We start from the raw sequence: 22,144 nt of genomic DNA, 5'->3' as shown, positions 1-22,144 counted from the left end.
CCGGCATCGCCCGATGCCGGTCTCCTTGTCCTTGTCGATTTACGCTATGCTGAAGCCTGCCCGTAGCACGACAAGGAATCTCCATGAAAATTTCCCGCCTCGGCGAAGCGCCGGACTACCGCTTCTCTCTGGCTAATGAACGCACGTTTTTAGCGTGGATCCGCACCGCACTGGGCTTTCTGGCCGCAGGTGTCGGCCTTGACCAGCTCGCCCCCGATTTTGCCACGCCGCTGATTCGTGAAGTGCTGGCGCTGCTGCTGTGCCTGTTCGCGGGCGTGCTGGCGATTTACGGCTACCTGCGATGGCTGCGCAATGAGAAGGCGATGCGCCTGAAGCAGGATCTGCCCTATACGCGCGGGTTACTCATCATCAGCGTAATTCTGCTGGCGGTGGCGGGCGTGGTGATGGGGCTGGTGTTCTATGGCGGATAGTCGCAAAGCGCGGCGCGAAGCGGACCCCGGCCTGCAGCCGGAGCGGACGTCGTTGGCCTGGCTGCGCACGCTGCTGGGGTATGGCGCGCTGATTGCCCTGGCGATTAAGCACAACTGGCACCGAACCGGGGTGCCATTCTGGATCTCTATTATTGTGCTGGCGCTGGTGGCCATCATTTTATGGCGCTATACCCGCAGCCGTAACCTGATGGACGTGGCGCAGGACGACTTTGTGCAGCCGAAGGCGGTGCGGGATAAGTTCCTCATCGCCCTGGCTGTTCTCTCGCTGTCGCTGCTGTTTGCGGTAACCCATATTCAGCAAATTTTGAGCCTGTAAGCCCGGTGGCGGCTTAATTACTTCCCTTTAGCCAGATACTTCGCCATCTCGTCTTCCGGCACCATGCCACCGCCGGTTGCCCACACCAGGTGGGTAACGTTGGTATGAGAATGAACGCGCACCGGCCCGGCCATCCCCGCCAGCGCTGAAGGCTCAAGGCGGATCCCTTCCTCTTGCGCCAGCCAGCCGAGCATGTCGTACATGCTCCGATCGGAAAGCGTATAGAACCCGTCGAGCAGGCGCTCCATCGCGCGGCCCACGAAGCCGGACGCGCGTCCTACCGCCAGACCGTCCGCCGCCGTCACGTTATCAATGCCCAGATCCTGCACTGCAATCGCATCATGCAGGCCGGTGTAAACGCCCAGCAGCATGCACGGCGAGTGCGTTGGCTCCGCGAAGAAGCAGTGCACGTTATCACCAAAGGCCAGCTTCAGGCCAAACGCCACGCCGCCAGGCCCGCCGCCTACGCCGCACGGCAGATAGACGTACAGGGGATGATCCGCATCCACCACGCGGCCCTGTTCGGTGAACTGCGCTTTCAGGCGCTCGCCCGCCACCGCATAGCCCAGGAACAGGGTGCGGGAATTCTCATCGTCAATGAAGAAGCAGTTCGGATCGCTTTCCGCCGCTTTGCGCCCTTGCTCCACCGCCACGCCGTAATCCTGCTCATATTCCACGACGATGACGCCGTGGCTGCGCAGCCTGGCTTTCTTCCACTCGCGGGCGTCGGCGGACATATGCACCGTCACCTTAAAGCCGATGCGTGCGCTCATTATGCCAATGGATAACCCCAGGTTGCCGGTGGAGCCCACGGCAATGCTGTACTGGCTGAAGAAGGCCTTAAAGCGTGGCTCCAGCAGAATGCTGTAGTCGTCTTCGGTGGTCAGCAACCCGGCTTCCAGCGCCAGTTTTTCCGCATGGGTCAGCACTTCATAGATGCCGCCGCGCGCTTTAATCGAGCCGGAAATCGGCAGGTGGCTGTCTTTTTTCAGCAGCAGCGTGCCGGGAATGGATTTGCCAGATTCTTTCTCCAGCCGCGCCTGCATTGCCGGAATGGCGACCAGTTCAGATTCAATAATCCCACCCGTTGCCGCCGTCTCCGGGAAGGCTTTTGCCAGATACGGCGCGAAGCGGTTGAGGCGCGCGTGGGCGTCGTCCACGTCGGCTTTGGTCAGCCCGACATAGGGTAACCCTTCCGCCAGCGTGGTGGTGCGCGGGTTAAGCCAGGTGGTTTCTTTCAGGGCAATCAGATCCTCAACCAGAGGAAACTGTGCGGTTAAAGTGGTGATAGTTGCGTTTTCCATAATACGTCTCTTCGCGCTCAGATAATGAAAGAAAGCAGGAATGTGCCGCCAAGTGCAAGCACCGAGGCGATAAACGTCGCCGTCGTATAGTATTTGAAGGTCTCATTCAGGGTCGCGCCGCAGTATTGCTTCACCAGCCAGAAGAGAGAATCGGTCACGATCGTGCAGCCAATGGCGCCGGAACCGATGGCAATGGTGATGATCTCCGGGCTGACGTTCGGGTAGAGCGGCAGCATCGGCGCGACGATGGCCGTGGCGCCCATCATCGCGACCGTGGCGGAGCCTACGGCGGCATGCAGCACCAGCGCCACCAGCCAGGCGAGCAGGATAGGGTGCATGTGCAGGTTCGAGAGAATTTGCGCCAGCGAGTCCGCCAGTCCGCTGGTTTTCAGGATGGCGTTGAACGCGCCGCCCGCGCCGATAATCAGCAAAATGTTGGCGATAGAGCCAAAGCCGTGCTCGGTGTGCGTCAGCATCGCGCCCATGCCCATGTGCTGGCGGATGCCCAGCAGGTAGTAGGCGACAAACACGGCGATAAACATGGCGGTGATCGGGTTGCCGATAAACTCCAGCAGCGTATACAGCGTGCCGTCTTTTGCCATATTCAGTTCAGCGATGGTCTTCACCAGCATCAGGGCAATCGGCAGCAGCACCGTAAACAGCGTGGCGCCCAGCGACGGCAGGGTATGCTCCTCCCGCACCTTCAGGTCTGAAAATTCCGCCGGAACCGGTTTAAACGGCAGACGATTGCCGAGCAGCTTCAGGAACAGCGGGCCGCCGACCAGAGAGGCCATCAGGCCGACCATCAAACCGTAGACAATGACCGTTCCAACGTCCGCCCCTAATTTATTGGTCACAAACAGCGCGGCCGGATGCGGCGGCACCACGCAGTGCACCGCCATCAGCGCGGTACAGAGCGGAATGGCCAGCTTGAGCAGCGACGTGTGGGTCTTTTTGGCGATGGAAAACGCCAGCGGTATCAGCAGGACCACGCCCACTTCCACGAACAGCGTAATGCCGCAGATCAGGCCCACCAGCACCATAATCACGTCTGCTGACAGCCAGCGGCAGCGCTGCAACGTAATCCCGATGCGCTCTGCCGCGCCGGAAACCTCCATCATCTTGCCGAGAATGGTCCCAAGACCAATCACGGTCGCCAGGAAGCCCAGCGTGCCGCCAATCCCACTCTCAATGGCGTTTACCATATCCAGCGGGCTCATTCCCATCATTGCGCCGACGAAAAAGCTCGCCAGCAGCAGCGCGAGGAACGGGTGAAACTTTAGCTTAACGATGGTTAAAACAATCAACACAATGCTGACCAGCAGCGTTGCCACAACCCAGACCTGAGATCCCATATCTCACCTCACCCTTATGTCATCTGGGGGTATTGGACGAAAAAGCGGCGTGGGCTGACAAACGATATAAATTGGCGTTCAGGTGAGCCAGATTGAATCAACTGAGTGACTGCGCTCTAAAAAACGCACTTAAACCGCATTAGGTTCACATATATTCACCCTTAAACAGTATGCTGAGCGCAGAAACCACGCGTGAGAATTGTGATGACCGATGCAAATGAAGCCAGAAACCGGCTGCTCAACGGCTGGCAGCTGTCGAAAATGTACACCTTTGAAGTGGCGGCTCGACATGAATCCTTCGCGCTGGCGGCGGAGGAGCTGTCGCTCAGCCCCAGCGCGGTGAGCCACCGCATCAACCTGCTCGAAGAAGAGCTCGGTATTCAGCTGTTTATCCGTTCGCACCGTAAAGTCGAGCTGACGCAGGAGGGAAAGCGCGTTTACTGGACGCTAAAATCTTCCCTCGACACCCTGAATCAGGAGATCCTGGACATCAAAAACCAGGCGCTGTCCGGCACGCTGACGGTCTACTCCCGGCCGTCGATCGCTCAGTGCTGGCTGGTACCCATGCTGGGCGACTTTACCCGCCGCTATCCGTCGATTTCGCTCACCGTCCTGACCGGCAATGATTACATCAATATGCAGCGAACGGGGGTCGATCTGGCGCTCTATTTCGACGATACGCCGCCAAACCATCTGTCTCATCACTTCCTGATGGACGAAGAGATTTTACCCGTCTGCTCGCCGCAGTATGCCCGCGAGCATGAGCTGTTGAAAAACCCCGATAACCTTAGCCACTGCACGCTGCTGCACGACCGTCAGGCCTGGAGCAATGATTCCGGTACGGATGAGTGGCTGAGCTGGGCGCAGCACTTTGCGGTGAATATGCCGCCATCGTCGGGTATTGGTTTCGATCGTTCCGACTTAGCGATTATTGCGGCCATCAACCACGTCGGCGTCGCGATGGGGAGAAAGCGGCTGGTGCAAAAACGGCTTGAACGGGGCGAACTGATCGCCCCGTTTGGTGACAAGACCCTGAAATGCCATCAGCACTACTATGTTTCGACGCTTTCGGGCCGACAGTGGCCGAAAATAGACGCCTTTATCGGCTGGCTGAGAGAACTGGCAGGTTGAAGAATTATTACGCTTTGACTCTACACCAAATGTGAAAAAGCGTGCTAAATACAGGTAATGCTTTCGATTTATCCAGGGTAAACCGTGCTAAAGCCTCTCATTGCTACCGCGTTACTGATCTCTTCCGGCTGGGCCATTGCCGCCGAGCCGCCGCTGACGGCTGCCCGTTATGCGCAGCAGCTGGGCGTCGGGATGGATGTGGACTGGGCGCGCACCGAGCGCGGCATACGCGAGTTCGACCCGCTGGTGGTACGCGATTTTCGCGCAAAAGGCATTACCCACGTGCGCATCCGCGTGGCCGATGAGCCGACGGAAGCACGGCTGATCCACCTGCGCAAGCTGGTGGAAGCCTGCGAGCAGTATGGCGTGATCCCGATTATCGCTTATCAGGCCGATGAATATAAAAACGACCCCAAAGCCGATAACGAGAAAGAGACGATCAACTGGTGGATTGCCGTGGCGCACTATTTCGGCCAGAGCTATCCGCTGCTGGGTTTTGATCTCATTTATGAGCCAGCCGACAAGCTTAACCACAACCTCGCGTCGTTAAACCGCGTGTATGAAAAAACCATTAAAGCGATCCACGACATCGACCCGCAGCGCATGATTTTCATTGCGCCGCGCCTGCGCGCTGCGCCGGAGGATTTATCCGGCCTGAAGCTGCCTGCGCACAGTCAAAACTACCTGCTGGCGGAGTGGCATATTTTCCCGTGGGGGCCGCTGAAAAATAGCGGTAAATACCCGTGGACGTCCGGCACGGCGACGGAGAAGGCGGCTATCCGTAACCGCATCAGTACCGCGCTGCGCTGGCAGCAAAAAACCGGGCACGTCAGTTGGGTTGGGGGCTGGGGCGTGGGGGAGTCAAACCACCTCACGCCAACCGCTTCGCAAATGGCCTTCGCCACCTTTATGGCCTGCGAGCTGCAAAAGGCGAAAATCCCGTATGCGCTTAACGCGGATTTCCAGTTTTACGACGGGGAAGAGGGGGCCTGGCGGCCTGCGCCGGAGCCGTTATTGCAGGCGATGATTGCGCCCGTCTGTGAAAAGCCCGGCGAGAAGCCGGGCCATCATGCGGTTAAACCGGCTGCTCGTGATGCGGAACGCGCGACGACAGCGGCAGCCAGCACAGTAAAATCAGCAGCCCCATTAGCGTCATCAGCAGGCCCAAACTAGCCTGCCCGGTCTGCGGCATCATGGCCGAGAGCCAGGCCAGCGCGCCGGAACCGATGTTCTGCAAACCGCCCACCAGCGCGCCCGCCGTGCCGGCGAGGAACGGGAACGGCTCCATCGCGCCGCTGGTGGCGAGCGGGAACAGCATTCCCGCGCCGAAGAAGAACAGCGCCGCCGGAATCAGCAGCGTCCAGACGGTCATCACGCCAAACAGCCCCGGGATCCACATCATCAGACCCGCCAGCAGGCAGCTGATCACGGCCTGCCACATCAGGGTTGAAAAGCGCTTGTTCTGACGCCCGGCAAACCAGGCGCCAAAGAACGCCGCCGGGATCGGCAGAATAAACAGAATGCTCACCACCATGCTGCTCAGGCCCAGACCCGCGCCCAGCAGCACGCCGGAGCAGGCTTCGAACACTGCAATACCCGCCAGGCCGCCGATCAGCATCAGCAGGTAGCAGGTAAACGCGCCGTTGCCGAACAGCGTTTTATAGCTGGCGATCAGCTTCGTGCGCGGCGCGTCCTGCGGACGCGTTTCCGGCATCCAGCGCGCCATGCTGAAGGTGACAATGATGCAGAGCACCAGCAGGAAGGCGTAGCAGGCGCGCCAGGACCACATCGTGTCCAGCAGGCCGCCAATCAGCGGGGCCAGCAGCGGACTGACCAGAATGCCCATATTTAACAGACTGTTAGCATGACGGAGCTGGGTACCCTGATACATATCGCGCGGTAAGGTTCGCGCCATCACCCCGCCAACGCCGGTCCCAACGCCCTGCAGGGCGCTGGCGGCAATCAGTACGGTCAGGCTATGGGTAGTAATGGCAATCACCGTCGCCACCATGAAAATACTCATGCCCACCAGGATCACCGGGCGACGCCCGACGCGGTCGGAGAGCGGGCCGTAGAAGAGCTGCGAAACGCCATAGGTCAGCAGGTAGGCCGCCATTACGCTCTGTACCGCGCCCTCGCGGACGTTCAATTCCTTTGCCATGTCGGCAATCGCCGGAATGTAGATGGTTTGCGCCATCTGACCGACGGCCACCAGTAACACCAGCATCAACAATAAGTTAACGTTCCTTTGCTTTTTCATGTCGCTGAATACTTTTGCCAAAAGAGAGAAATGAAGAATAAGTGACTACGCATTACCATAAATGCGCGAGGAATCTACCACAGACAGATGACAATTTAAGCATTGTTGCGGTGAATGAAAAAACCGGGAAAGGCAGGATTTGTAAACAAGAACGGCAACTAATGTTGCCAGCGATTTACGCCAGACGCAGCAGAATTGCGCCGACAGCAATACCCAGCGCTGCCGCGATGCGCAGGCCCGCAACCTTCTCTTTTAAAAGGACAAAGGCGATCAGCGCCCCGAAAAGAATCGAGGTTTCACGCAGCGCGGCGACCACCGCCAGCGGCGCCTGCGTCATCGCCCAGAGGGCCAGACCGTAAGAGCCCATGGTCCCCACGCCGCCGAGCAGCCCCTTTTTCCAGTGCAGGCGCAGGTAGCTGGACGCCTCGCGCCGACGCGCCACCATCGCCCAGCCCAGCAGGCAGAAGCCGTTCATAAAGAAGGTCCAGAGCGTGTAGCCCAGCGCGGTGTCCGACAGCCGCACGCCGGTGCCGTCCACCAGCGTATACCCGGCGATAAAACAGGCATTCAGCAGCGCCAGCCAGATCCCCCTGCGTGACTGCATGCGGCCATTCATCGCCATCGCCAGAATCGACAGGCAAATGACTCCGATACCGGACCAGGCGAGCCAGGAGAGATGATCGCCGAGCGCCAGCACGCTGATCAGCGCCACCAGCAGCGGGGCGGTGCCGCGCATCAGCGGATAGGTCTGGCTCATGTCCGAGACCTGATAGGTCTTCGCCACCAGCACGGTGTAGACCACCTGTAAGGCGCAGGAGACGATCAAAAACGGCCAGCTTGCCGCAGAAGGCTGTGGTGAGAAGGGCAGTAAAATCAGGGCAATAATCGCGGCTGAGCCGCTAACACCGATCGCAGAGTAGAGTTTATCCGTTCCGGCTTTAACGATAGCGTTCCAGCTGGCATGCAGCAGTGCGGCGAAAAGCAAAATGCAGAAAACGGTGATGGTCATGGCGTATTGGGTGATGAATTGTCACTCAACTGTAACATTCACATCCTGTTGCCGCCAGCCGGTTACACCGCACAAAAAAGGCGGTGCGTCACCCGTGGTTCGTCTGAGACCAGCGTAAAACCGGCTCGATTGTAAAATCCGTACGCGCTGTCCGGCGCGTGAGTATTCAGAAAATCAAACCAGATGCTGGCATCCGCCATCACTACGGTTAAAAGCTGTTTTCCAATGCCCAGCCCGCGGCACTTCTCGCTGACGTAGAGATGGCGAATGCGTCCGGCACGCGGCTGCTGGCTGAACGGATCGCGGTTGAGTCCACACACGCCCACCAGCTTGCCGTTAAGAAACGCACCCAGCAGCTTTTCACCCGGCGCGTTAAAGCGGTTCTCACCCCGCAGCCAGTTCTCTTCCAGCCTGCGCAGCATGTTGAAATTCAGCGCGATACTTTCCGCCTTCAGGGCGATATACCCCGGCTCATCCGGTGTGACAGGCTCAATTAACAGACGCGACATAGCATTCCCTCGTTATTAAAGAGGGGCGGTTGCCCGCCCCTCTCAGGTGCGACTTGAACCTGAATTACCGAACGTATTTCAGGACAGCATCAAGCAGTTGCAGTACTGCAACAATGAGTTTGAGGATAAGTATCACCATATCCACTACGCTCATACGCGTCTCCTTTTGGTTAAAAGGAGCACGATGCTGGCGTACCTTTCCGCCGCCTGTTGCCAGCACCTGGATTGACGTAACACAGTGTGCTCACTTCAGGGGTTAAGGCACTGACGGCACCACCCGTTTCAGCCAGGACTTCGTTGCGCCGGTAAACTGCGGCCCCCTCGCTCACTGCGAACACCCTCAGTATAGATAAATACTGTATGCATGAACAGTATTTTTTGGACAAAATTTGGAAGGTGATCCATACTCAAAAACGTCAAAATCCGTGCCGGAATTGCGCGTTCGAGTTCGATCGCGTATACTTTTCGCGTTGACGTAACACAGTGTGTTCTGCGGCGACCAACCGCAAAACCCTGATAAAAACCTCGCTCCGGCGGGGTTTTTTGTTTTCAGATGTTAGTCAGAAAAACGATACGTGTTGACACATTGGCAATGCATGATATTGTTGCCATAATGGCAACGGACGCAGCAGGCATGCAGTATGCATTTAATTTCTATGAAGGCAATTATTGATGCGGTAAAACAGTTCCCGCAGCATAAGGAAGAGCTCCTTTTTTAGGTCGCACTATCGAAAAGAGCCATTGCCCGACACCTGCTGCGCTGAAACAAATTTTTCCGACCCTGGATAACTTTAAATATCTGGATAAGCATTATGTGATTGATATTGCAAATAACAATCTCAGAGTAGTGGCTCTCATATTCTTTGAAAGCCAAAAGTTCTATGTGCGCCATGTTTTTACTCATAAGGAATATGACCGTTTTACGGAGAAACATCGCACTAAGGGGAAGAAATGATGATCGTCGCTGATGCAATGAAAGCAACGCATGCCCTTGTCGAGGCTGTCCCTTTACTGGGTGAACATCCGAATGAGAAAGATTACCAGGATGCGCTTGAGCTGGTTGAGTATCTGCTCATGAATGAACCTGGTAGTCCTTTGCTGGATATCGTATGTGCAAGAATAAGTCGTTATGAAGCGAATCGACCCGAGATTGTCGCCTTGCGTCAGGAGATGGAATCTGTTCCAGTGGGAATTGCGGTTTTAAGAACCCTTATGGATCAGTACAAACTGACCATTTCAGATTTTCAGGATGAAATTGGCAGTAAATCAATGGTTTCAAGGGTATTGAATGGACAGCGTCAGCTGACGTTAAACCATATAAAAAAACTGGCGGTGCGCTTTGGGGTATCGCCTGCACTGTTTATTGAATGAAATAAAACGGTCGACAGCCCTTTATCACTCAACAAACGAAACGTGATCCCTGACGCATTTTTGCGCAGATGAAAATATTTCCATTGTCACGCCCGAAAACCTGTGTTTGTATAAATTCAATCAATGATTCCAAACACAGGTCCCCAATGACTTCATCCATCTTCACTTCGACCCTACTAAAAACTGCGCAACCAGCCGCAGTGGTCGTCGTGCGTGTGGTGGTGGTCGTCGGCAATGCGCCGTAGGGACTGGATCAACACACGAATCCAAAACCCCGCCGGCGCAAACCGGGCGGGGTTTTTCGTTTAGGACCCTCCCCGGAAAGTCGGCCCAGAAGAAAAGGACTGGAGCATGGCAAGTTCGGGCACAACATCCACAAAGACGCGTTTTACAGGCGCGCAGCTGATTGTTCATTTACTGGAACGACAGGGCATCACCACGGTTGCGGGTATCCCGGGTGGAACCGTGCTGCCGCTGTACGATGCGTTGAGCCAAAGCACGCAGATCCGCCACGTGCTGGCGCGTCACGAGCAGGGGGCAGGATTTATCGCTCAGGGCATGGCGCGTACGCAGGGCAAACCGGCGGTATGTATGGCCTGCAGCGGCCCCGGCGCAACCAACCTGGTGACAGCCATCGCCGACGCGCGCCTCGACTCCATTCCGCTGATCTGCATTACCGGCCAGGTACCGTCCTCGATGATCGGCACCGATGCGTTCCAGGAAGTGGACACCTACGGCATCTCTATCCCCATCACCAAACATAACTATTTAGTTCGCGACATCGCCGAGCTTCCTCAGGTTATCAGCGATGCGTTCCGCATTGCGCAGTCTGGCCGCCCGGGCCCGGTGTGGATAGACATTCCTAAGGATGTCCAGACCGCAGAGATCGAGATCGACGTGTTGCCGGAGCCGGGCGAGCGCGCCCCCGCGCCGGAATTCAGCGCTGAAAGCGTGCGCGACGCCGCCGTCATGATTAACGCCGCCAAACGCCCGGTGCTCTATCTGGGCGGCGGGGCGATCAATGCCGCGGATGAAATCCGCCAGTTTGCGGAAAAGGCCAACCTGCCGACGACCATGACCCTGATGGCGCTGGGTATGCTGCCTAAAGCGCATCCGTTGTCATTAGGCATGCTGGGCATGCACGGTGCGCGCAGCACCAACTACATCCTGCAAGAGGCGGATTTACTGATTGTTGTGGGGGCGCGTTTTGATGACCGGGCGATTGGCAAAACCGAGGAGTTCTGCCCGAACGCCAAAATCATTCACGTGGATATCGACCGCGCCGAGCTGGGTAAAATCAAACAGCCGCACGTGGCGATTCAGGGCGACGTAGCCGAAGTGCTGGCGCAGCTGATCCCGCAGACGGACGCAACTGACCGGGCCGACTGGCGTCAGCTGGTGGCCGATCTGCAGCGCGAGTTCCCGGGCGCTATCCCAGCTGAGGGCGACCCGCTGAGCCACTACGGGCTGATCAACGCCGTGGCCGCCTGCGTGGACGACAGCGCGATTATCACCACCGACGTGGGCCAGCACCAGATGTGGACCGCGCAGGCGTATCCGCTGAACCGTCCGCGCCAGTGGCTGACCTCCGGCGGCCTCGGCACCATGGGCTTCGGCCTGCCGGCGGCAGTAGGCGCGGCGCTCGCCAACCCGGACCGCAAGGTTATCTGCTTCTCCGGCGACGGCAGCCTGATGATGAACATTCAGGAGATGGCGACCGCGGCCGAAAACCAGTTAGACGTGAAAATCATCCTGATGAACAATGAGGCGCTGGGTCTGGTGCACCAGCAGCAGAGCCTGTTCTACAAGCAGGGCGTGTTTGCGGCGACCTATCCGGGGATGATTAACTTTATGCAGATTGCCGCCGGCTTTGGCCTGCACACCTGCGATCTGAACGCGGAAGAAGACGCCCACGCGGCGCTGCAGGCGGCGATCTCGCGTCCTGGCCCGGCGCTGATCCACGTGCGTATCGACCCTGAACAAAAAGTGTATCCGATGGTGCCGCCGGGTGCGGCCAATACTGAGATGGTGGGGGAATAAACCATGCAGAAACAACATGATAACGTCATTCTGGAACTCACCGTCCGCAACCACCCTGGCGTTATGACCCACGTCTGTGGGCTGTTTGCCCGCCGCGCGTTTAACGTGGAAGGTATTCTCTGCCTGCCGATTCAGGGCAGCGAGCACAGCCGCATCTGGCTACTGGTCAACGACGATCAGCGTCTGGAGCAGATGATAGCGCAGATCGACAAGCTGGAAGACGTCACCAAAGTGGCGCGCAACCAGTCCGATCCCACCATGTTTAACAAAATTGCGGTGTTTTTCGAGTAAATCGCTTAAGGTAAGCGTCTTTCGCTCTTGTAGGCCGGATAAGCGCAGCGTCATCCGGCTTTTTCAGATCGCAGGAACACACATGACCACCATCGCTCTCATCGACGACCACCTCATCGTCCGCTCCGGCTTTGCCCAGCTTCTTAACCTCGAACCGGATTTTCAGGTCGTGGCCGAGTTTGGCTCCGGTCGCGAGGCGCTGGCGGGCCTGCCGGGGCGCGGGGTGCAGGTCTGTATCTGCGACATCTCGATGCCGGATCTCTCCGGGCTGGAGCTGTTGAGCCAGCTGCCGAAAGGGATGGCGACGATCATGCTCTCGGTCCACGACAGCCCGGCGCTGGTCGAGCAGGCGCTCAACGCGGGCGCACGCGGCTTCCTCTCCAAACGCTGTAGCCCGGACGAGCTGATCGCCGCCGTGCGCACCGTCTCCACCGGCGGCTGCTACCTGACGCCGGATATCGCCATCAAGCTGGCGGCCGGACGTCAGGATCCGCTCACCAGACGCGAGCGCCAGGTGGCGGAGAAGCTTGCCCAGGGCATGTCGGTGAAAGAGATTGCCGCCGAGCTGGATCTGTCGCCGAAAACCGTGCACGTCCACCGCGCCAACCTGATGGAAAAACTCAACGTCAGCAACGACGTCGAGCTGGCGCGCCGCATGTTCGACAGCTGGCAATGAGTCCCGTGTTTTCGCGGCTGATCGCCGTCGTCGCCAGCTTTTTTATCTTCTCCGCCGCGTGGTTTTGCCTGTGGAGCATCAGTCTGCATCTGGTGGAACGTCCTGAGCTGGCGGTGCTGCTGTTTCCCTTCGGCCTGCGGCTGGGATTAATGCTCCAGTGCCCGCGCGGATACTGGCCCGTTTTGCTCGGCGCGGAGTGGCTGATGCTGGTCTGGCTGGCGCAGGAGGTGGCCCTCGCGCATCTTCCCTTATTGATGACCGGAAGCCTGCTTGCGCTTCTCCCCGTTGCCCTGATTTCCCGCTACCGCCACCAGCGCGACTGGCGCACGCTGCTGCGTCAGGGGGCGGCGCTGATTGCCGCCGCGCTGTTACAATCCCTGCCGTGGATCGGCGAGAAGGAGATGCTTAACGCCCTGCTTCTGACCCTTACCGGCGGCCTGACCCTCGCGCCGACCTGTCTGGTTTTCTGGCACTACCTCACCAGCACCGTCTGGCAGCCGCTCGGCCCCGCGCTGGTCTCCCAACCGGTGAACTGGCGCGCCCGGCACCTCATCTGGTATTTGCTGCTGTTTATGGTGAGCCTGTGGCTGCAGCTTGGTCTGCCCGCCGAGCTTTCGCGCTTCACGCCGTTTTGCCTGGCGCTGCCGATCATCGCTCTGGCCTGGCACTACGGCTGGCAGGGGGCGCTGATCGCCACGCTGATGAACGCCATCGCGCTGATCGCCAGCCAGACCTGGCACGATCATCCGGTGGATCTGCTGCTCTCGCTGCTGGCCCAGAGCCTGACCGGACTGCTGCTCGGCGCGGGCATTCAGCGTCTTCGCGAGCTGAACCAGTCCCTGCAAGCCGAGCTGGCGCGCAACCGTCGTCTGGCGGAGCGTCTGCTGGAGACTGAGGAGAGCGTGCGTCAGGAGGTGGCTCGCGAGCTGCACGATGATATCGGCCAGACCATAACCGCCATCCGCACGCAGGCGGGCATCGTCCAGCGTCTGGCGGCGGATAACGCGGGCGTGAAGCAGGGCGGGGCGCATATCGAACAGCTTTCGCTGGGTGTCTATGACGCCGTTCGCCGCTTGCTGGGACGGCTGCGTCCGCGCCAGCTTGATGACCTGTCGCTGGAGCAGGCGATACGCTCCCTGATGCGCGAGATGGAGCTGGAAAGCCGCGGCATTGTCAGCCATCTCGACTGGCGCATTGATGAATCATTGCTCAGCGAAGGCCAGCGCGTGACGCTGTTCCGCGTCTGTCAGGAGGGGCTGAACAATATCGTTAAACATGCCAATGCAAGCGCGGTGACGATCCAGGGCTGGCAGCAGGACGAGCGCCTGATGCTGGTGATTGAAGACGACGGCTGCGGCCTGCCGCCGGGCTCCGGCCAGCAGGGCTTTGGCCTGGCGGGCATGCGCGAGCGCGTCAAGGCGCTGGGCGGCACGCTGACCCTCTCCTGCACCCACGGGACGCGCGTCAGCGTCAGTTTGCCGTTAAGGACGTACCATGTTTAAAACCCCAACCAGCGCGGCTCCGTTGCGCGACAAGGCGGAAATCGACGCCCGCTACCGCTACTGGCGTCGCCATATCCTGATCACCATCTGGCTCGGCTACGCGCTGTTCTACTTCACCCGTAAAAGCTTCAACGCCGCCGCGCCGGAAATCCTCGCCAGCGGCGTGATGACGCGCACCGATATCGGCCTGCTGGCGACGCTGTTTTACATCAGCTACGGGCTGTCGAAGTTCTTCTCCGGCATCGTCAGCGACCACTCCAACGCGCGCTATTTCATGGGTGTCGGGCTGATCGCCACCGGCGTGGTGAACATCCTGTTTGGCTTCTCCACCTCGCTGTGGGCCTTCGCCCTGTTGTGGGCGCTGAACGCCTTTTTCCAGGGCTGGGGCGCGCCGGTCTGCGCCCGCCTGCTCACCGCCTGGTACTCGCGCAACGAGCGCGGCGGATGGTGGGCAATCTGGAACACCGCGCATAACGTTGGCGGTGCGCTGATCCCGATGGTGGTGGGAGCCGCAGCGCTGCACTACGGCTGGCGCACGGGGATGATGATTGCCGGTGCCCTCGCGATTGTCGCCGGGCTGTTCCTCTGCTGGCGCCTGCGGGACAGGCCGCAAACCGTCGGCCTGCCTGCGGTGGGCGACTGGCGGCACGACGAGATGGAGATTGCCCAGCAGCAGGAGGGCGCCGGGCTGTCCCGCCAGGAAATCCTCACCAAATACGTGCTGAAAAATCCGTACATCTGGCTGCTGTCCCTCTGCTACGTGCTGGTCTACGTGGTGCGCGCGGCGATCAACGACTGGGGCAACCTGTACATGTCCGAGACGCTGGGTGTGGATCTGGTCACCGCTAATTCGGCGGTCACAATGTTCGAGCTGGGCGGGTTTATCGGCGCGCTGGTGGCGGGCTGGGGCTCGGACAAGCTGTTCAACGGCAACCGCGGCCCGATGAATCTGATTTTTGCCGCCGGGATTTTACTCTCCGTCGGCTCGCTGTGGCTGATGCCGTTCGCCAGCTACGTGATGCAGGCGGCGTGCTTCTTCACCATCGGCTTTTTTGTCTTTGGCCCGCAGATGCTGATCGGCATGGCGGCGGCGGAGTGCTCGCACAAGGAGGCGGCAGGCGCGGCAACGGGCTTTGTCGGGCTGTTTGCCTACCTCGGCGCATCGCTCTCCGGCTGGCCGCTGGCACGGGTCATCGACGTCTGGCACTGGAGCGGGTTCTTCGCGGCGATCGCCATCGCGGCGGGGATTTCCGCCCTGCTGCTGCTGCCGTTTTTGCACGCCCAGGCGCCGCGCGAAGCGTGACGTGCCTCACCTTTTGTTGCCGAATGGCGCAAAACTAAGAAATTTTCCCGGTTTCACCTGGACGCTGTCTCAGGCATCTCTCCCGGCTGATTTTTACAATGCTGCAAAAATCAGCTCAGGAGTAAACCAACCATGCTGGCCTTCTTAAACCAGGTGCGCAAGCCGACCCTGGATCTGCCGCTCGACGTGCGGCGCAAGATGTGGTTCAAACCGTTCATGCAGTCTTATCTGGTGGTCTTCATCGGCTACCTGACCATGTACCTGATCCGCAAAAACTTTAACATCGCGCAGAACGACATGATCTCCACCTACGGGCTGAGCATGACGCAGCTGGGGATGATTGGCCTGGGCTTCTCCATCACCTACGGGGTGGGGAAAACGGTTGTGTCCTACTACGCGGACGGTAAAAACACCAAGCAGTTCCTGCCGTTTATGCTGATCCTCTCCGCCATCTGTATGCTCGGCTTCAGCGCCAGCATGGGCGCGGGCTCCGTCAGCCTGTTCCTGATGATCGCCTTCTACGCCCTGAGCGGTTTCTTCCAGAGCACCGGCGGGTCGTGCAGCTACTCCACCATCACCAAATGGACGCCGCGCCGCAAGCGGGGTTCGTACCTCGGCATGTGGAACATTTCCCACAACCTCGGCGGGGCGGGTGCGGCAGGCGTGGCGCTGTTTGGCGCGAACTATCTGTTCGACGGCCACGTGATCGGCATGTTTATCTTCCCGTCGATTATCGCCCTGATCGTCGGCTTTATCGGCCTGCGTTTCGGCAGCGACTCCCCGGAATCGTACGGCCTCGGCAAAGCCGAAGAGCTGTTCGGGGAGGAGATCAGCGAAGAGGACAAAGAGACCGAAGAGAACGAGATGTCCAAATGGCAGATCTTTGTTGAGTACGTGCTGAAAAACAAAGTGATCTGGCTGCTGTGCTTCTCGAACATTTTCCTGTACGTGGTGCGCATCGGCATCGACCAGTGGTCAACGGTGTATGCCTTCCAAGAGCTGAAGCTCTCTAAAGAGGTGGCGATTCAGGGCTTCACCCTGTTCGAAGTGGGCGCGCTGGTCGGCACGCTGCTGTGGGGCTGGCTCTCGGATCTCGCCAACGGCCGTCGCGCGCTGGTGGCCTGCGTCGCGCTGGCGCTGATTATTGCCACGCTCGGCATCTACCAGCACGCCAGCAACCAGTACGTTTACCTGGCGTCCCTGTTCGCGCTCGGCTTCCTGGTGTTTGGCCCTCAGTTGCTGATTGGCGTGGCGGCCGTAGGGTTCGTGCCGAAAAAAGCGATCGGCGCCGCCGATGGGATTAAAGGCACCTTCGCCTACCTGATCGGCGACAGCTTCGCCAAGCTTGGCCTGGGGATGATCGCCGACGGTACGCCGATTTTCGGCCTCACCGGCTGGGCGGGCACCTTCGCGGCGCTGGATGCGGCAGCGATTGGCTGTATCGTCCTGATGGCGATGGTCGCGGTGCTGGAAGAACGTAAAATTCGCCGCGAGAACCGCGCGCAGAAATTAAAAGCGGCCTGAGTGTGCAGGTAACTTCTTTGCCCGGCTGACCGCCGGGCTTTTTTTATTTGCTCGTCCTACCTTTACCCCGCTTTACACACCCACTCCTCTCCATGCTCTACAGTGTTTTTTGCTGCCGCCTTTCGTGCAGCCTTAGCCCCTTTTGCTAACGGAGAGCTTGCATGTTAACCCGACGATTGTCCTGCCTGGCGCTGCTGATGGCGCTGGCGTCCCCCGCAATGGCTGCGGATGCCCCCACCTACGGCGAGAAGCTGGAAGGTTTCGACTACGGCTGGCCGGTAAAACACTTTACCTTTACCTCGCAAAACCAGTCTCTGGATATGGCTTACCTGGACGTGAAGCCGGAAAAACCCAACGGACGCACCGTGGTGCTGATGCACGGCAAAAACTTCTGCGCCGGCACCTGGGACGGCACAATCCGCGCGCTGTCGGCCAGCGGGTATCGCGTGATCGCACCCGACCAGATCGGTTTCTGTAAATCCACCAAGCCGGCGCATTATCAGTACACCTTCCAGCAGCTGGCGGACAATACCCACGCGCTGCTCACATCGCTTGGCGTCGATCGCGCGACGGTTATCGGCCACTCGACCGGCGGCATGCTGGCAACCCGCTACGCGCTAATGTGGCCGCAGCAGGTAGAGCAGCTGGTGATGGTGAACCCGATAGGCCTGGAAGACTGGAAAGCCCGCGGCGTGCCGCATATCACGGTTGACCAGTGGTACCAGCGCGAGCTGAAGGTCAGCGCCGATGGCATTCGTCAGTACGAGAAAAACACCTACTACGCCGGGGAGTGGAAGCCGGAATACGAGCGCTGGGTGACCATGCTTGCCGGGTTGAACAACGGGCCGGGCAAAGCGCGCGTGGCGTGGAACTCGGCGCTGCTCTACGACATGATCTACACCCAGCCGGTCATCTATGAATTTAGCGACCTGAAGATGCCGGTATTATTGATGATCGGCACGAAGGACAACACCGCCATCGGGAAAGACCTCGCCCCGCCGGAGGTCCGCAAGACGCTCGGCAACTATGCGGTGCTGGGCAAAGAGACGGCGAAGCGCATCCCGCACGCGACGCTGGTGGAGTTTAACGACATGGGCCACGCGCCGCAGATGCAGGATCCCGCACGCTTTCACGAGGCGCTGTTGAAGGGGCTTCAGGCGCGCTGACGGGTCTCCAGCAACAGCCCGCGCAGCCACGCCTGCGCGGGATTGCTTTCATCGCATTTATCCAGCTTTTTTCGGTTCACTATTCTGGCCGTACCCGCTGTCGACACGCTGCGTTTCCCGCTATGATGAGCGGCTAGTCTAAGGAGAACGCATGGTCTGGATAATGCTGGCAACGCTTGCCGTGGTGTTTGTGGTGGGATTTCGCGTCCTGACCTCAGATTCCCGCCGCGCCATCAAACGTTTAAGCGAACGGCTGGGGATTACCCCGATGCCGATCGAGTCGATGATTGACCAGTTCGGTAAAACACCGGGCAATGAATTTATCCGCTACCTTGAGCGGCCTGACGAGGCGCATCTGCAAAACGCCGCGCAGGTGCTGCTCATCTGGCAGGTCTGTATTGTCGACGGTAGCGAAGAGAATCTGCATACCTGGCACCGTATGCTGCGTAAAGCCCGCCTTGCCGCACCCATTACCGATGCGCAAATTCGTCTGGCACTTGGCTTTATGCGCGAAATGGAGCCCGATCCGCAGGAGCTGAACGCCTTCCAGCTGCGCTATAACCAGCTATTTCTGCCGGAAGAAGGTGTGTTTTATCTGCATTAAGCCTTTTTGCCGCACAAGATATTCTGAGCGTTCAGGATCTCCTCTCTGTTTTCATTGAGGCGGGTTGCGGCATAGATATCAATATTTAATCTCTTTGCCTCATCGTCCGTTAGTTCGCGATAGCATAGCCCCTCCTGATTGAAGGTGCATTTTGACTGAGGCAGCAGCGCAAACCCTTTCCCTCTTGCGATACGGCTTAGCATCACGAGGGAATCATCCGGCTCTTTAATACGCTTCAGCGGCGTTTTCAGCGTGTCAAAGTAGCTTTCGCATTTGTCATAGAATGACGGATTAGCGCTTCTCGAAAACCAAAAAAGTGGAAGATCGCTAATGTCTTCCAGCGAGACTTTCTCTTTCAGACTGGCAGGATGTAAAGAAGGCATTGCGATGAGCAACGGTTCCTGGCAGACCCAGCGGTATTGAACAATGTCTTCATGACCCGTTCCTCTTTCCCCGGTCAGCACCAGATCCAGCATATTTTTAGACAAGCTTTGCAGCAGCTGTGCTGACGTCAGGTCGGGCGTTTCAACGTCATCTCCGGCGTTCATTTTTTGAAGCTGGGTATTTACAGGTTCAATATATTCAAAATTAAGCGTGCGCGTGAGACCGATGCGCAGATTCGTTTCTGAAGAGTGAGGATCTTCTTTTAAGCTGCTGATGTCTTTGAGTATTTTTTCTGCCTGAACGACCAGCGCTCGGCCTGCTTCAGTGAGGCTAACGTCATGCGTACTGCGACTGAACAACTGACGTTTCAACACCGCTTCAAGGCATTTTATCTGACGCGTCAGAGGCGGTTGAGTCATGCGCAGACGTTCGGCAGCCTTACGAAAGTTCAGTTCATGTGCAACAGCGAGAAAGCATTGTAATTGTTTGATACTGGGCAGGTTATTGCTGATTAAATGTTCTGCTGTAGCCATACGTGGGTCCTAAATGCGAAAAGGTATTTCGTCTTTTTTCCATTTCGATATTACACGCTAAATGCTGGCAGCAAAACCCGTTTTAACAGTAATACAAAAAATATATTACAAATTTAACAATTCCAATAGTTTCCTGTATTGATAAATTTCTATCCGAATCCTCACTTAATCAATACTCGGAGTAATTATGTCGTCTAAATATGTACTGGTATCACGCTTCCCATTAAAAAACACTTTTTCTGAAAAAGAATTTACTTCCTTAAAAAGCAATGAAAACGTTCGCTACTATACCTGTGAAGAAAACGGCGTTAATGAATTGCTGGAATTACGCGCATTCAACGATATTAAAGAAATTGCATGGGTTGAAAGTGAAATGGAATCCATGTTCCATCGTTTCTCTGAGGTTCTTTCTGCCGATATCCGTCGCGAACTGCTTAAGTTTGTTGAATCCCCAATTGATAATAAAAATAGCTTGCCACAATCAAATTATATTCAACTCCGACACGTCGAAGTGCCTGCGCATAACTATCAGCAGTACCGTCAGTGGCGCGATGAAACCATTTTTAATGTTGTAAGAGATAACAAAGATAAGATTGAAAGTTTCGAAGCATTTCATTCACTGATCAGCGGCGTTCCGGGTGTAATGTTTATCTCCTCATTCAACGGTGATAAAGCAGCATATAAAGAAGCATTTACCAATGCGCGTTATCAGGAAATCATTCAACAGGCCGGCGATAACTTTATTACTGGCGGTAATGACGGCCTTTATACACGTATCTATCGTGCTTGCTGTTGTTGAGGGACAATGAATGAACTGTAAAAAGTTGGTAGTTGTTGGCGATAAATTTAATGAATTTGCCAATGGTAAAGATGTACTGACTATATCTCAGCTAGAATTATTGACTCAAATCCCTGCGAATATCATTGATAAAGAACATGAAATTATTGTTGGGCAGGGCGTGCGCAAGGATTTTGCCGGAAAGGTAATTTCAAACCAGGCAAGAAATGCGATTCATGGTAATAAGTTAAAAATGTGCTCTCTGGAAAAACTGGTTAGCGACAAAAAAAATGCTTATTGCCATAAAAGACTGGAACAGAATGTACTTATAGGACCTGCGGAACAAGCTGAGCATAACCACGATCTTTATGCGATGCCGCTGTTAATCGATGAGCGTTGCGAATTGATGGCGGATCATCAGACGGGGCAGCATATTCAGGGAATGCTCCTGGTTGAAGCCAGCCGACAGGCCTTTATCGGTGTCACCGAAGAATTTATTTACCCACAGGAAAGTGGACGCTATTACGTCATTAATAGCATGGCAATCAATTTCGCCAGTTTCCTGTTCCCTTTACCGGCGCTGGTCCACTTTGAATTTCTTGAAAAAGATATTAACGACCGCCGGGGACGTTTCAAGGCTCAGGTTCGCGTCACTCAGCACCAAACGCTTTGCGCGACAATGGATGTCTCGTTCACCGTCTATCCTTCCGCCCTGATTACAGAGAAAGAGAAATCTCTGGCTGAGGTTGCCATGCAGGCGACCCTTATTGAGCAGCAAGGGGTGACTCAGGGGGTAACGCATGCCTGAATTACGTAGCCAGAAATACCGTCTGGCTGCGACCACGCAGGGGCCGCTTTACCCCCCTGCGGAGGTCATGGACGGGAAGGGTAATTTTGTCGTGGTGGGCATGGTGCCAGGGGATAACGGACTGCAGTGGCGAAGCGTCATTGTCTCTCCGGACAGCCCGCTTCCGGCATTTGGGGAAGTCGCACCCTATAACATTCTGTGCGATCTGGACAAGATGCCTCAGGACGCGTTGAAGGACATCATTCTTCATACTCTTCCTTTACCCATTCCGATGAACAACTATCGGATGGTTTTCGCACCAGAACAGCGGCCGCAGGCCAATAATGAAATAAGGCCTGGCCTGCCACTTCATGAAGGCTATATCGCGGATTATCGCAGCAGCGATGGAAAGCGAGAGATCGAGCCAGTGACCCTCGCTGCCTGGCTCGAGGCAGAAGGCACCTTTGAGGTCACATTGTCCGAAGATAAGAAACGAGCCCGGTTTACGTTTTCGTTCCGGAGCCTTGTTCCGGATAGCGTTTACACCGTGATGAGTCTCAGGGAAAACGACCTAGCCTCGGAGGATCCGAGCAGGCCAGGTCCGCTGGGAATACCCAACGTATTTATAACCGATAGCGAAGGTAATGCCGAATATTGGGCAGAGTTAACCGATCCTTTCCCGGCTCCGGCGAGGAAAGGAAACAGAATTATTAACGTAGTCGTACTTTATATGAGCTCGCGTCAGAGCTACGGCGGTGCAATTGGCTTGTATGGTCTTGGAGGCGATATCCATGCCCATTTAAAACTCAAAGGCCGTTCCTTCGATGAATTTACAACTATAGAGTGAGA

General features: G+C 57.0%; 24 protein-coding genes and 1 pseudogene. 18 read left to right on the top strand and 7 right to left on the bottom strand.

The genetic code is table 11. From position 1 onward, the window contains the following. Positions 1–83 precede the first annotated feature (83 nt). The gene (locus IM265_RS19615; RefSeq protein WP_028014948.1) at positions 84–431 is read left to right on the top strand and encodes a YidH family protein; all 348 of its coding nucleotides are present in this window, start codon (positions 84–86) and stop codon (positions 429–431) included. Further along, a complete protein-coding gene (locus IM265_RS19610; protein ID WP_151412290.1) occupies positions 421–768 on the top strand; it encodes a DUF202 domain-containing protein in 348 nt (115 codons plus the stop codon). Before IM265_RS19615 ends, IM265_RS19610 begins: the two co-directional genes overlap by 11 nt. Positions 769–785: 17 nt before the next feature. Here IM265_RS19610 and dsdA read toward each other — a convergent pair whose 3' ends face one another. Continuing rightward, a complete protein-coding gene (gene dsdA, locus IM265_RS19605) occupies positions 786–2,072 on the bottom strand; it encodes a D-serine ammonia-lyase (protein ID WP_193031492.1) in 1,287 nt (428 codons plus the stop codon). 17 nt (positions 2,073–2,089) lie between these two features. Next, positions 2,090–3,427: a D-serine transporter DsdX gene (dsdX, locus tag IM265_RS19600; RefSeq protein ID WP_045260838.1), complete on the bottom strand. Its 1,338-nt coding sequence runs from the start codon at positions 3,425–3,427 to the stop codon at positions 2,090–2,092. 204 nt (positions 3,428–3,631) lie between these two features. Between dsdX and dsdC the strand changes: the two genes are divergently transcribed. Further along, entirely contained in the window at positions 3,632–4,558 is a 927-nt protein-coding gene (gene dsdC, locus IM265_RS19595) for a DNA-binding transcriptional regulator DsdC (RefSeq protein ID WP_193031494.1), read from the top strand. A gap of 84 nt (positions 4,559–4,642) precedes the next feature. Next, positions 4,643–5,731: a cellulase family glycosylhydrolase gene (locus IM265_RS19590; protein ID WP_193031496.1), complete on the top strand. Its 1,089-nt coding sequence runs from the start codon at positions 4,643–4,645 to the stop codon at positions 5,729–5,731. Here the strand turns inward: IM265_RS19590 and emrD are convergent. The 4 genes from emrD to tisB all read right to left on the bottom strand — a co-directional run bounded on the left by emrD (position 5,634) and on the right by tisB (position 8,490). Continuing rightward, positions 5,634–6,818, bottom strand: coding sequence for a multidrug efflux MFS transporter EmrD (emrD, locus tag IM265_RS19585; RefSeq protein ID WP_193031498.1), 1,185 nt, complete (start codon positions 6,816–6,818; stop codon positions 5,634–5,636). The genes IM265_RS19590 and emrD overlap by 98 nt on opposite strands. A 175-nt stretch (positions 6,819–6,993) precedes the next feature. After that, complete coding sequence (locus IM265_RS19580) at positions 6,994–7,827, bottom strand: EamA family transporter (protein WP_028014955.1); 834 nt, start codon at positions 7,825–7,827, stop codon at positions 6,994–6,996. A 62-nt stretch (positions 7,828–7,889) separates the two neighbouring features. Next, on the bottom strand, positions 7,890–8,336 hold the full coding sequence (locus IM265_RS19575; protein ID WP_028014956.1) for a GNAT family N-acetyltransferase: 447 nt from the start codon (positions 8,334–8,336) through the stop codon (positions 7,890–7,892). 64 nt (positions 8,337–8,400) lie between these two features. Further along, entirely contained in the window at positions 8,401–8,490 is a 90-nt protein-coding gene (gene tisB, locus IM265_RS19570; protein ID WP_045260836.1) for a type I toxin-antitoxin system toxin TisB, read from the bottom strand. 487 nt (positions 8,491–8,977) lie between these two features. On the opposite strand from tisB, the pseudogene IM265_RS19565 reads away from it, so the two are divergent. From IM265_RS19565 to IM265_RS19515, 11 genes and pseudogenes are all read left to right on the top strand, one after another. Then, positions 8,978–9,291: pseudogene (locus IM265_RS19565) on the top strand (type II toxin-antitoxin system HigB family toxin). Then, on the top strand, positions 9,288–9,707 hold the full coding sequence (locus IM265_RS19560) for a type II toxin-antitoxin system HigA family antitoxin (protein WP_127334638.1): 420 nt from the start codon (positions 9,288–9,290) through the stop codon (positions 9,705–9,707). Before IM265_RS19565 ends, IM265_RS19560 begins: the two are co-directional and overlap by 4 nt. Before the next feature lie 146 nt (positions 9,708–9,853). Further along, positions 9,854–9,952, top strand: a complete 99-nt coding sequence (gene ivbL, locus IM265_RS19555; RefSeq protein WP_057979964.1) for an ilvB operon leader peptide IvbL — start codon at positions 9,854–9,856, stop codon at positions 9,950–9,952. A gap of 106 nt (positions 9,953–10,058) precedes the next feature. Beyond that, positions 10,059–11,747, top strand: a complete 1,689-nt coding sequence (gene ilvB, locus IM265_RS19550) for an acetolactate synthase large subunit (protein WP_193031500.1) — start codon at positions 10,059–10,061, stop codon at positions 11,745–11,747. Between the two features lie 3 nt (positions 11,748–11,750). After that, positions 11,751–12,038 carry an acetolactate synthase small subunit gene (gene ilvN, locus IM265_RS19545; protein ID WP_028014960.1) on the top strand — a complete coding sequence of 96 codons (288 nt, stop codon included), beginning with the start codon at positions 11,751–11,753 and terminating at the stop codon, positions 12,036–12,038. Positions 12,039–12,120: 82 nt separating this feature from the next. Further along, positions 12,121–12,714, top strand: coding sequence for a transcriptional regulator UhpA (uhpA, locus tag IM265_RS19540; RefSeq protein WP_022646555.1), 594 nt, complete (start codon positions 12,121–12,123; stop codon positions 12,712–12,714). After that, the gene (uhpB, locus tag IM265_RS19535; RefSeq protein ID WP_063437534.1) at positions 12,711–14,216 is read left to right on the top strand and encodes a signal transduction histidine-protein kinase/phosphatase UhpB; all 1,506 of its coding nucleotides are present in this window, start codon (positions 12,711–12,713) and stop codon (positions 14,214–14,216) included. The genes uhpA and uhpB overlap by 4 nt, the downstream gene beginning before the upstream one ends. Beyond that, positions 14,209–15,519, top strand: coding sequence for an MFS transporter (locus IM265_RS19530; protein WP_136484672.1), 1,311 nt, complete (start codon positions 14,209–14,211; stop codon positions 15,517–15,519). Before uhpB ends, IM265_RS19530 begins: the two co-directional genes overlap by 8 nt. Positions 15,520–15,651: 132 nt before the next feature. Continuing rightward, positions 15,652–17,043 (top strand): hexose-6-phosphate:phosphate antiporter, encoded by a 1,392-nt coding sequence (gene uhpT / locus IM265_RS19525; protein ID WP_028014963.1) that lies wholly within the window; start codon positions 15,652–15,654, stop codon positions 17,041–17,043. Between the two features lie 161 nt (positions 17,044–17,204). Beyond that, the gene (locus IM265_RS19520; protein ID WP_047366717.1) at positions 17,205–18,209 is read left to right on the top strand and encodes an alpha/beta fold hydrolase; all 1,005 of its coding nucleotides are present in this window, start codon (positions 17,205–17,207) and stop codon (positions 18,207–18,209) included. A gap of 151 nt (positions 18,210–18,360) precedes the next feature. Beyond that, positions 18,361–18,813 carry a DUF1198 domain-containing protein gene (locus IM265_RS19515; protein ID WP_028014965.1) on the top strand — a complete coding sequence of 151 codons (453 nt, stop codon included), beginning with the start codon at positions 18,361–18,363 and terminating at the stop codon, positions 18,811–18,813. Here IM265_RS19515 and IM265_RS19510 read toward each other — a convergent pair. Then, entirely contained in the window at positions 18,810–19,730 is a 921-nt protein-coding gene (locus tag IM265_RS19510) for a LysR family transcriptional regulator (RefSeq protein ID WP_063943310.1), read from the bottom strand. The two genes, IM265_RS19515 and IM265_RS19510, sit on opposite strands and share 4 nt — an antisense overlap. Before the next feature lie 187 nt (positions 19,731–19,917). On the opposite strand from IM265_RS19510, the gene IM265_RS19505 reads away from it, so the two are divergent. Genes IM265_RS19505 through IM265_RS19495 form a run of 3 tightly spaced genes read left to right on the top strand, consistent with a single transcriptional unit; the run spans position 19,918 to position 22,142 of the window. Continuing rightward, entirely contained in the window at positions 19,918–20,529 is a 612-nt protein-coding gene (locus tag IM265_RS19505) for a hypothetical protein (protein ID WP_045260828.1), read from the top strand. A gap of 10 nt (positions 20,530–20,539) precedes the next feature. Then, positions 20,540–21,316: an AfsA-related hotdog domain-containing protein gene (locus tag IM265_RS19500; RefSeq protein WP_048959936.1), complete on the top strand. Its 777-nt coding sequence runs from the start codon at positions 20,540–20,542 to the stop codon at positions 21,314–21,316. Continuing rightward, entirely contained in the window at positions 21,309–22,142 is an 834-nt protein-coding gene (locus IM265_RS19495; protein WP_193031502.1) for a hypothetical protein, read from the top strand. Before IM265_RS19500 ends, IM265_RS19495 begins: the two co-directional genes overlap by 8 nt. The last annotated feature ends 2 nt before the right edge of the window (positions 22,143–22,144 follow it).

This window comes from Enterobacter cloacae complex sp. P17RS (genome assembly GCF_014895885.1).
GTDB lineage: Bacteria > Pseudomonadota > Gammaproteobacteria > Enterobacterales > Enterobacteriaceae > Enterobacter > Enterobacter bugandensis.
The sequence above is the reverse complement of the archived record's forward strand: the minus strand, read 5'-3'. Positions and strand labels throughout refer to the sequence as shown.

Coding starts and splice junctions, on each gene's coding strand:
- IM265_RS19615 (WP_028014948.1), top strand. CDS start 84: ATGAAAATTTCCCGCCTCGGCGAAGCGCCGGACTACCGCTTCTCTCTG.
- IM265_RS19610 (WP_151412290.1), top strand. CDS start 421: ATGGCGGATAGTCGCAAAGCGCGGCGCGAAGCGGACCCCGGCCTGCAG.
- dsdA (WP_193031492.1), bottom strand. CDS start 2,072: ATGGAAAACGCAACTATCACCACTTTAACCGCACAGTTTCCTCTGGTT.
- dsdX (WP_045260838.1), bottom strand. CDS start 3,427: ATGGGATCTCAGGTCTGGGTTGTGGCAACGCTGCTGGTCAGCATTGTG.
- dsdC (WP_193031494.1), top strand. CDS start 3,632: ATGACCGATGCAAATGAAGCCAGAAACCGGCTGCTCAACGGCTGGCAG.
- emrD (WP_193031498.1), bottom strand. CDS start 6,818: ATGAAAAAGCAAAGGAACGTTAACTTATTGTTGATGCTGGTGTTACTG.
- IM265_RS19580 (WP_028014955.1), bottom strand. CDS start 7,827: ATGACCATCACCGTTTTCTGCATTTTGCTTTTCGCCGCACTGCTGCAT.
- IM265_RS19575 (WP_028014956.1), bottom strand. CDS start 8,336: ATGTCGCGTCTGTTAATTGAGCCTGTCACACCGGATGAGCCGGGGTAT.
- tisB (WP_045260836.1), bottom strand. CDS start 8,490: ATGAGCGTAGTGGATATGGTGATACTTATCCTCAAACTCATTGTTGCA.
- IM265_RS19560 (WP_127334638.1), top strand. CDS start 9,288: ATGATGATCGTCGCTGATGCAATGAAAGCAACGCATGCCCTTGTCGAG.
- ivbL (WP_057979964.1), top strand. CDS start 9,854: ATGACTTCATCCATCTTCACTTCGACCCTACTAAAAACTGCGCAACCA.
- ilvB (WP_193031500.1), top strand. CDS start 10,059: ATGGCAAGTTCGGGCACAACATCCACAAAGACGCGTTTTACAGGCGCG.
- ilvN (WP_028014960.1), top strand. CDS start 11,751: ATGCAGAAACAACATGATAACGTCATTCTGGAACTCACCGTCCGCAAC.
- uhpA (WP_022646555.1), top strand. CDS start 12,121: ATGACCACCATCGCTCTCATCGACGACCACCTCATCGTCCGCTCCGGC.
- uhpB (WP_063437534.1), top strand. CDS start 12,711: ATGAGTCCCGTGTTTTCGCGGCTGATCGCCGTCGTCGCCAGCTTTTTT.
- IM265_RS19530 (WP_136484672.1), top strand. CDS start 14,209: ATGTTTAAAACCCCAACCAGCGCGGCTCCGTTGCGCGACAAGGCGGAA.
- uhpT (WP_028014963.1), top strand. CDS start 15,652: ATGCTGGCCTTCTTAAACCAGGTGCGCAAGCCGACCCTGGATCTGCCG.
- IM265_RS19520 (WP_047366717.1), top strand. CDS start 17,205: ATGTTAACCCGACGATTGTCCTGCCTGGCGCTGCTGATGGCGCTGGCG.
- IM265_RS19515 (WP_028014965.1), top strand. CDS start 18,361: ATGGTCTGGATAATGCTGGCAACGCTTGCCGTGGTGTTTGTGGTGGGA.
- IM265_RS19510 (WP_063943310.1), bottom strand. CDS start 19,730: ATGGCTACAGCAGAACATTTAATCAGCAATAACCTGCCCAGTATCAAA.
- IM265_RS19505 (WP_045260828.1), top strand. CDS start 19,918: ATGTCGTCTAAATATGTACTGGTATCACGCTTCCCATTAAAAAACACT.
- IM265_RS19500 (WP_048959936.1), top strand. CDS start 20,540: ATGAACTGTAAAAAGTTGGTAGTTGTTGGCGATAAATTTAATGAATTT.
- IM265_RS19495 (WP_193031502.1), top strand. CDS start 21,309: ATGCCTGAATTACGTAGCCAGAAATACCGTCTGGCTGCGACCACGCAG.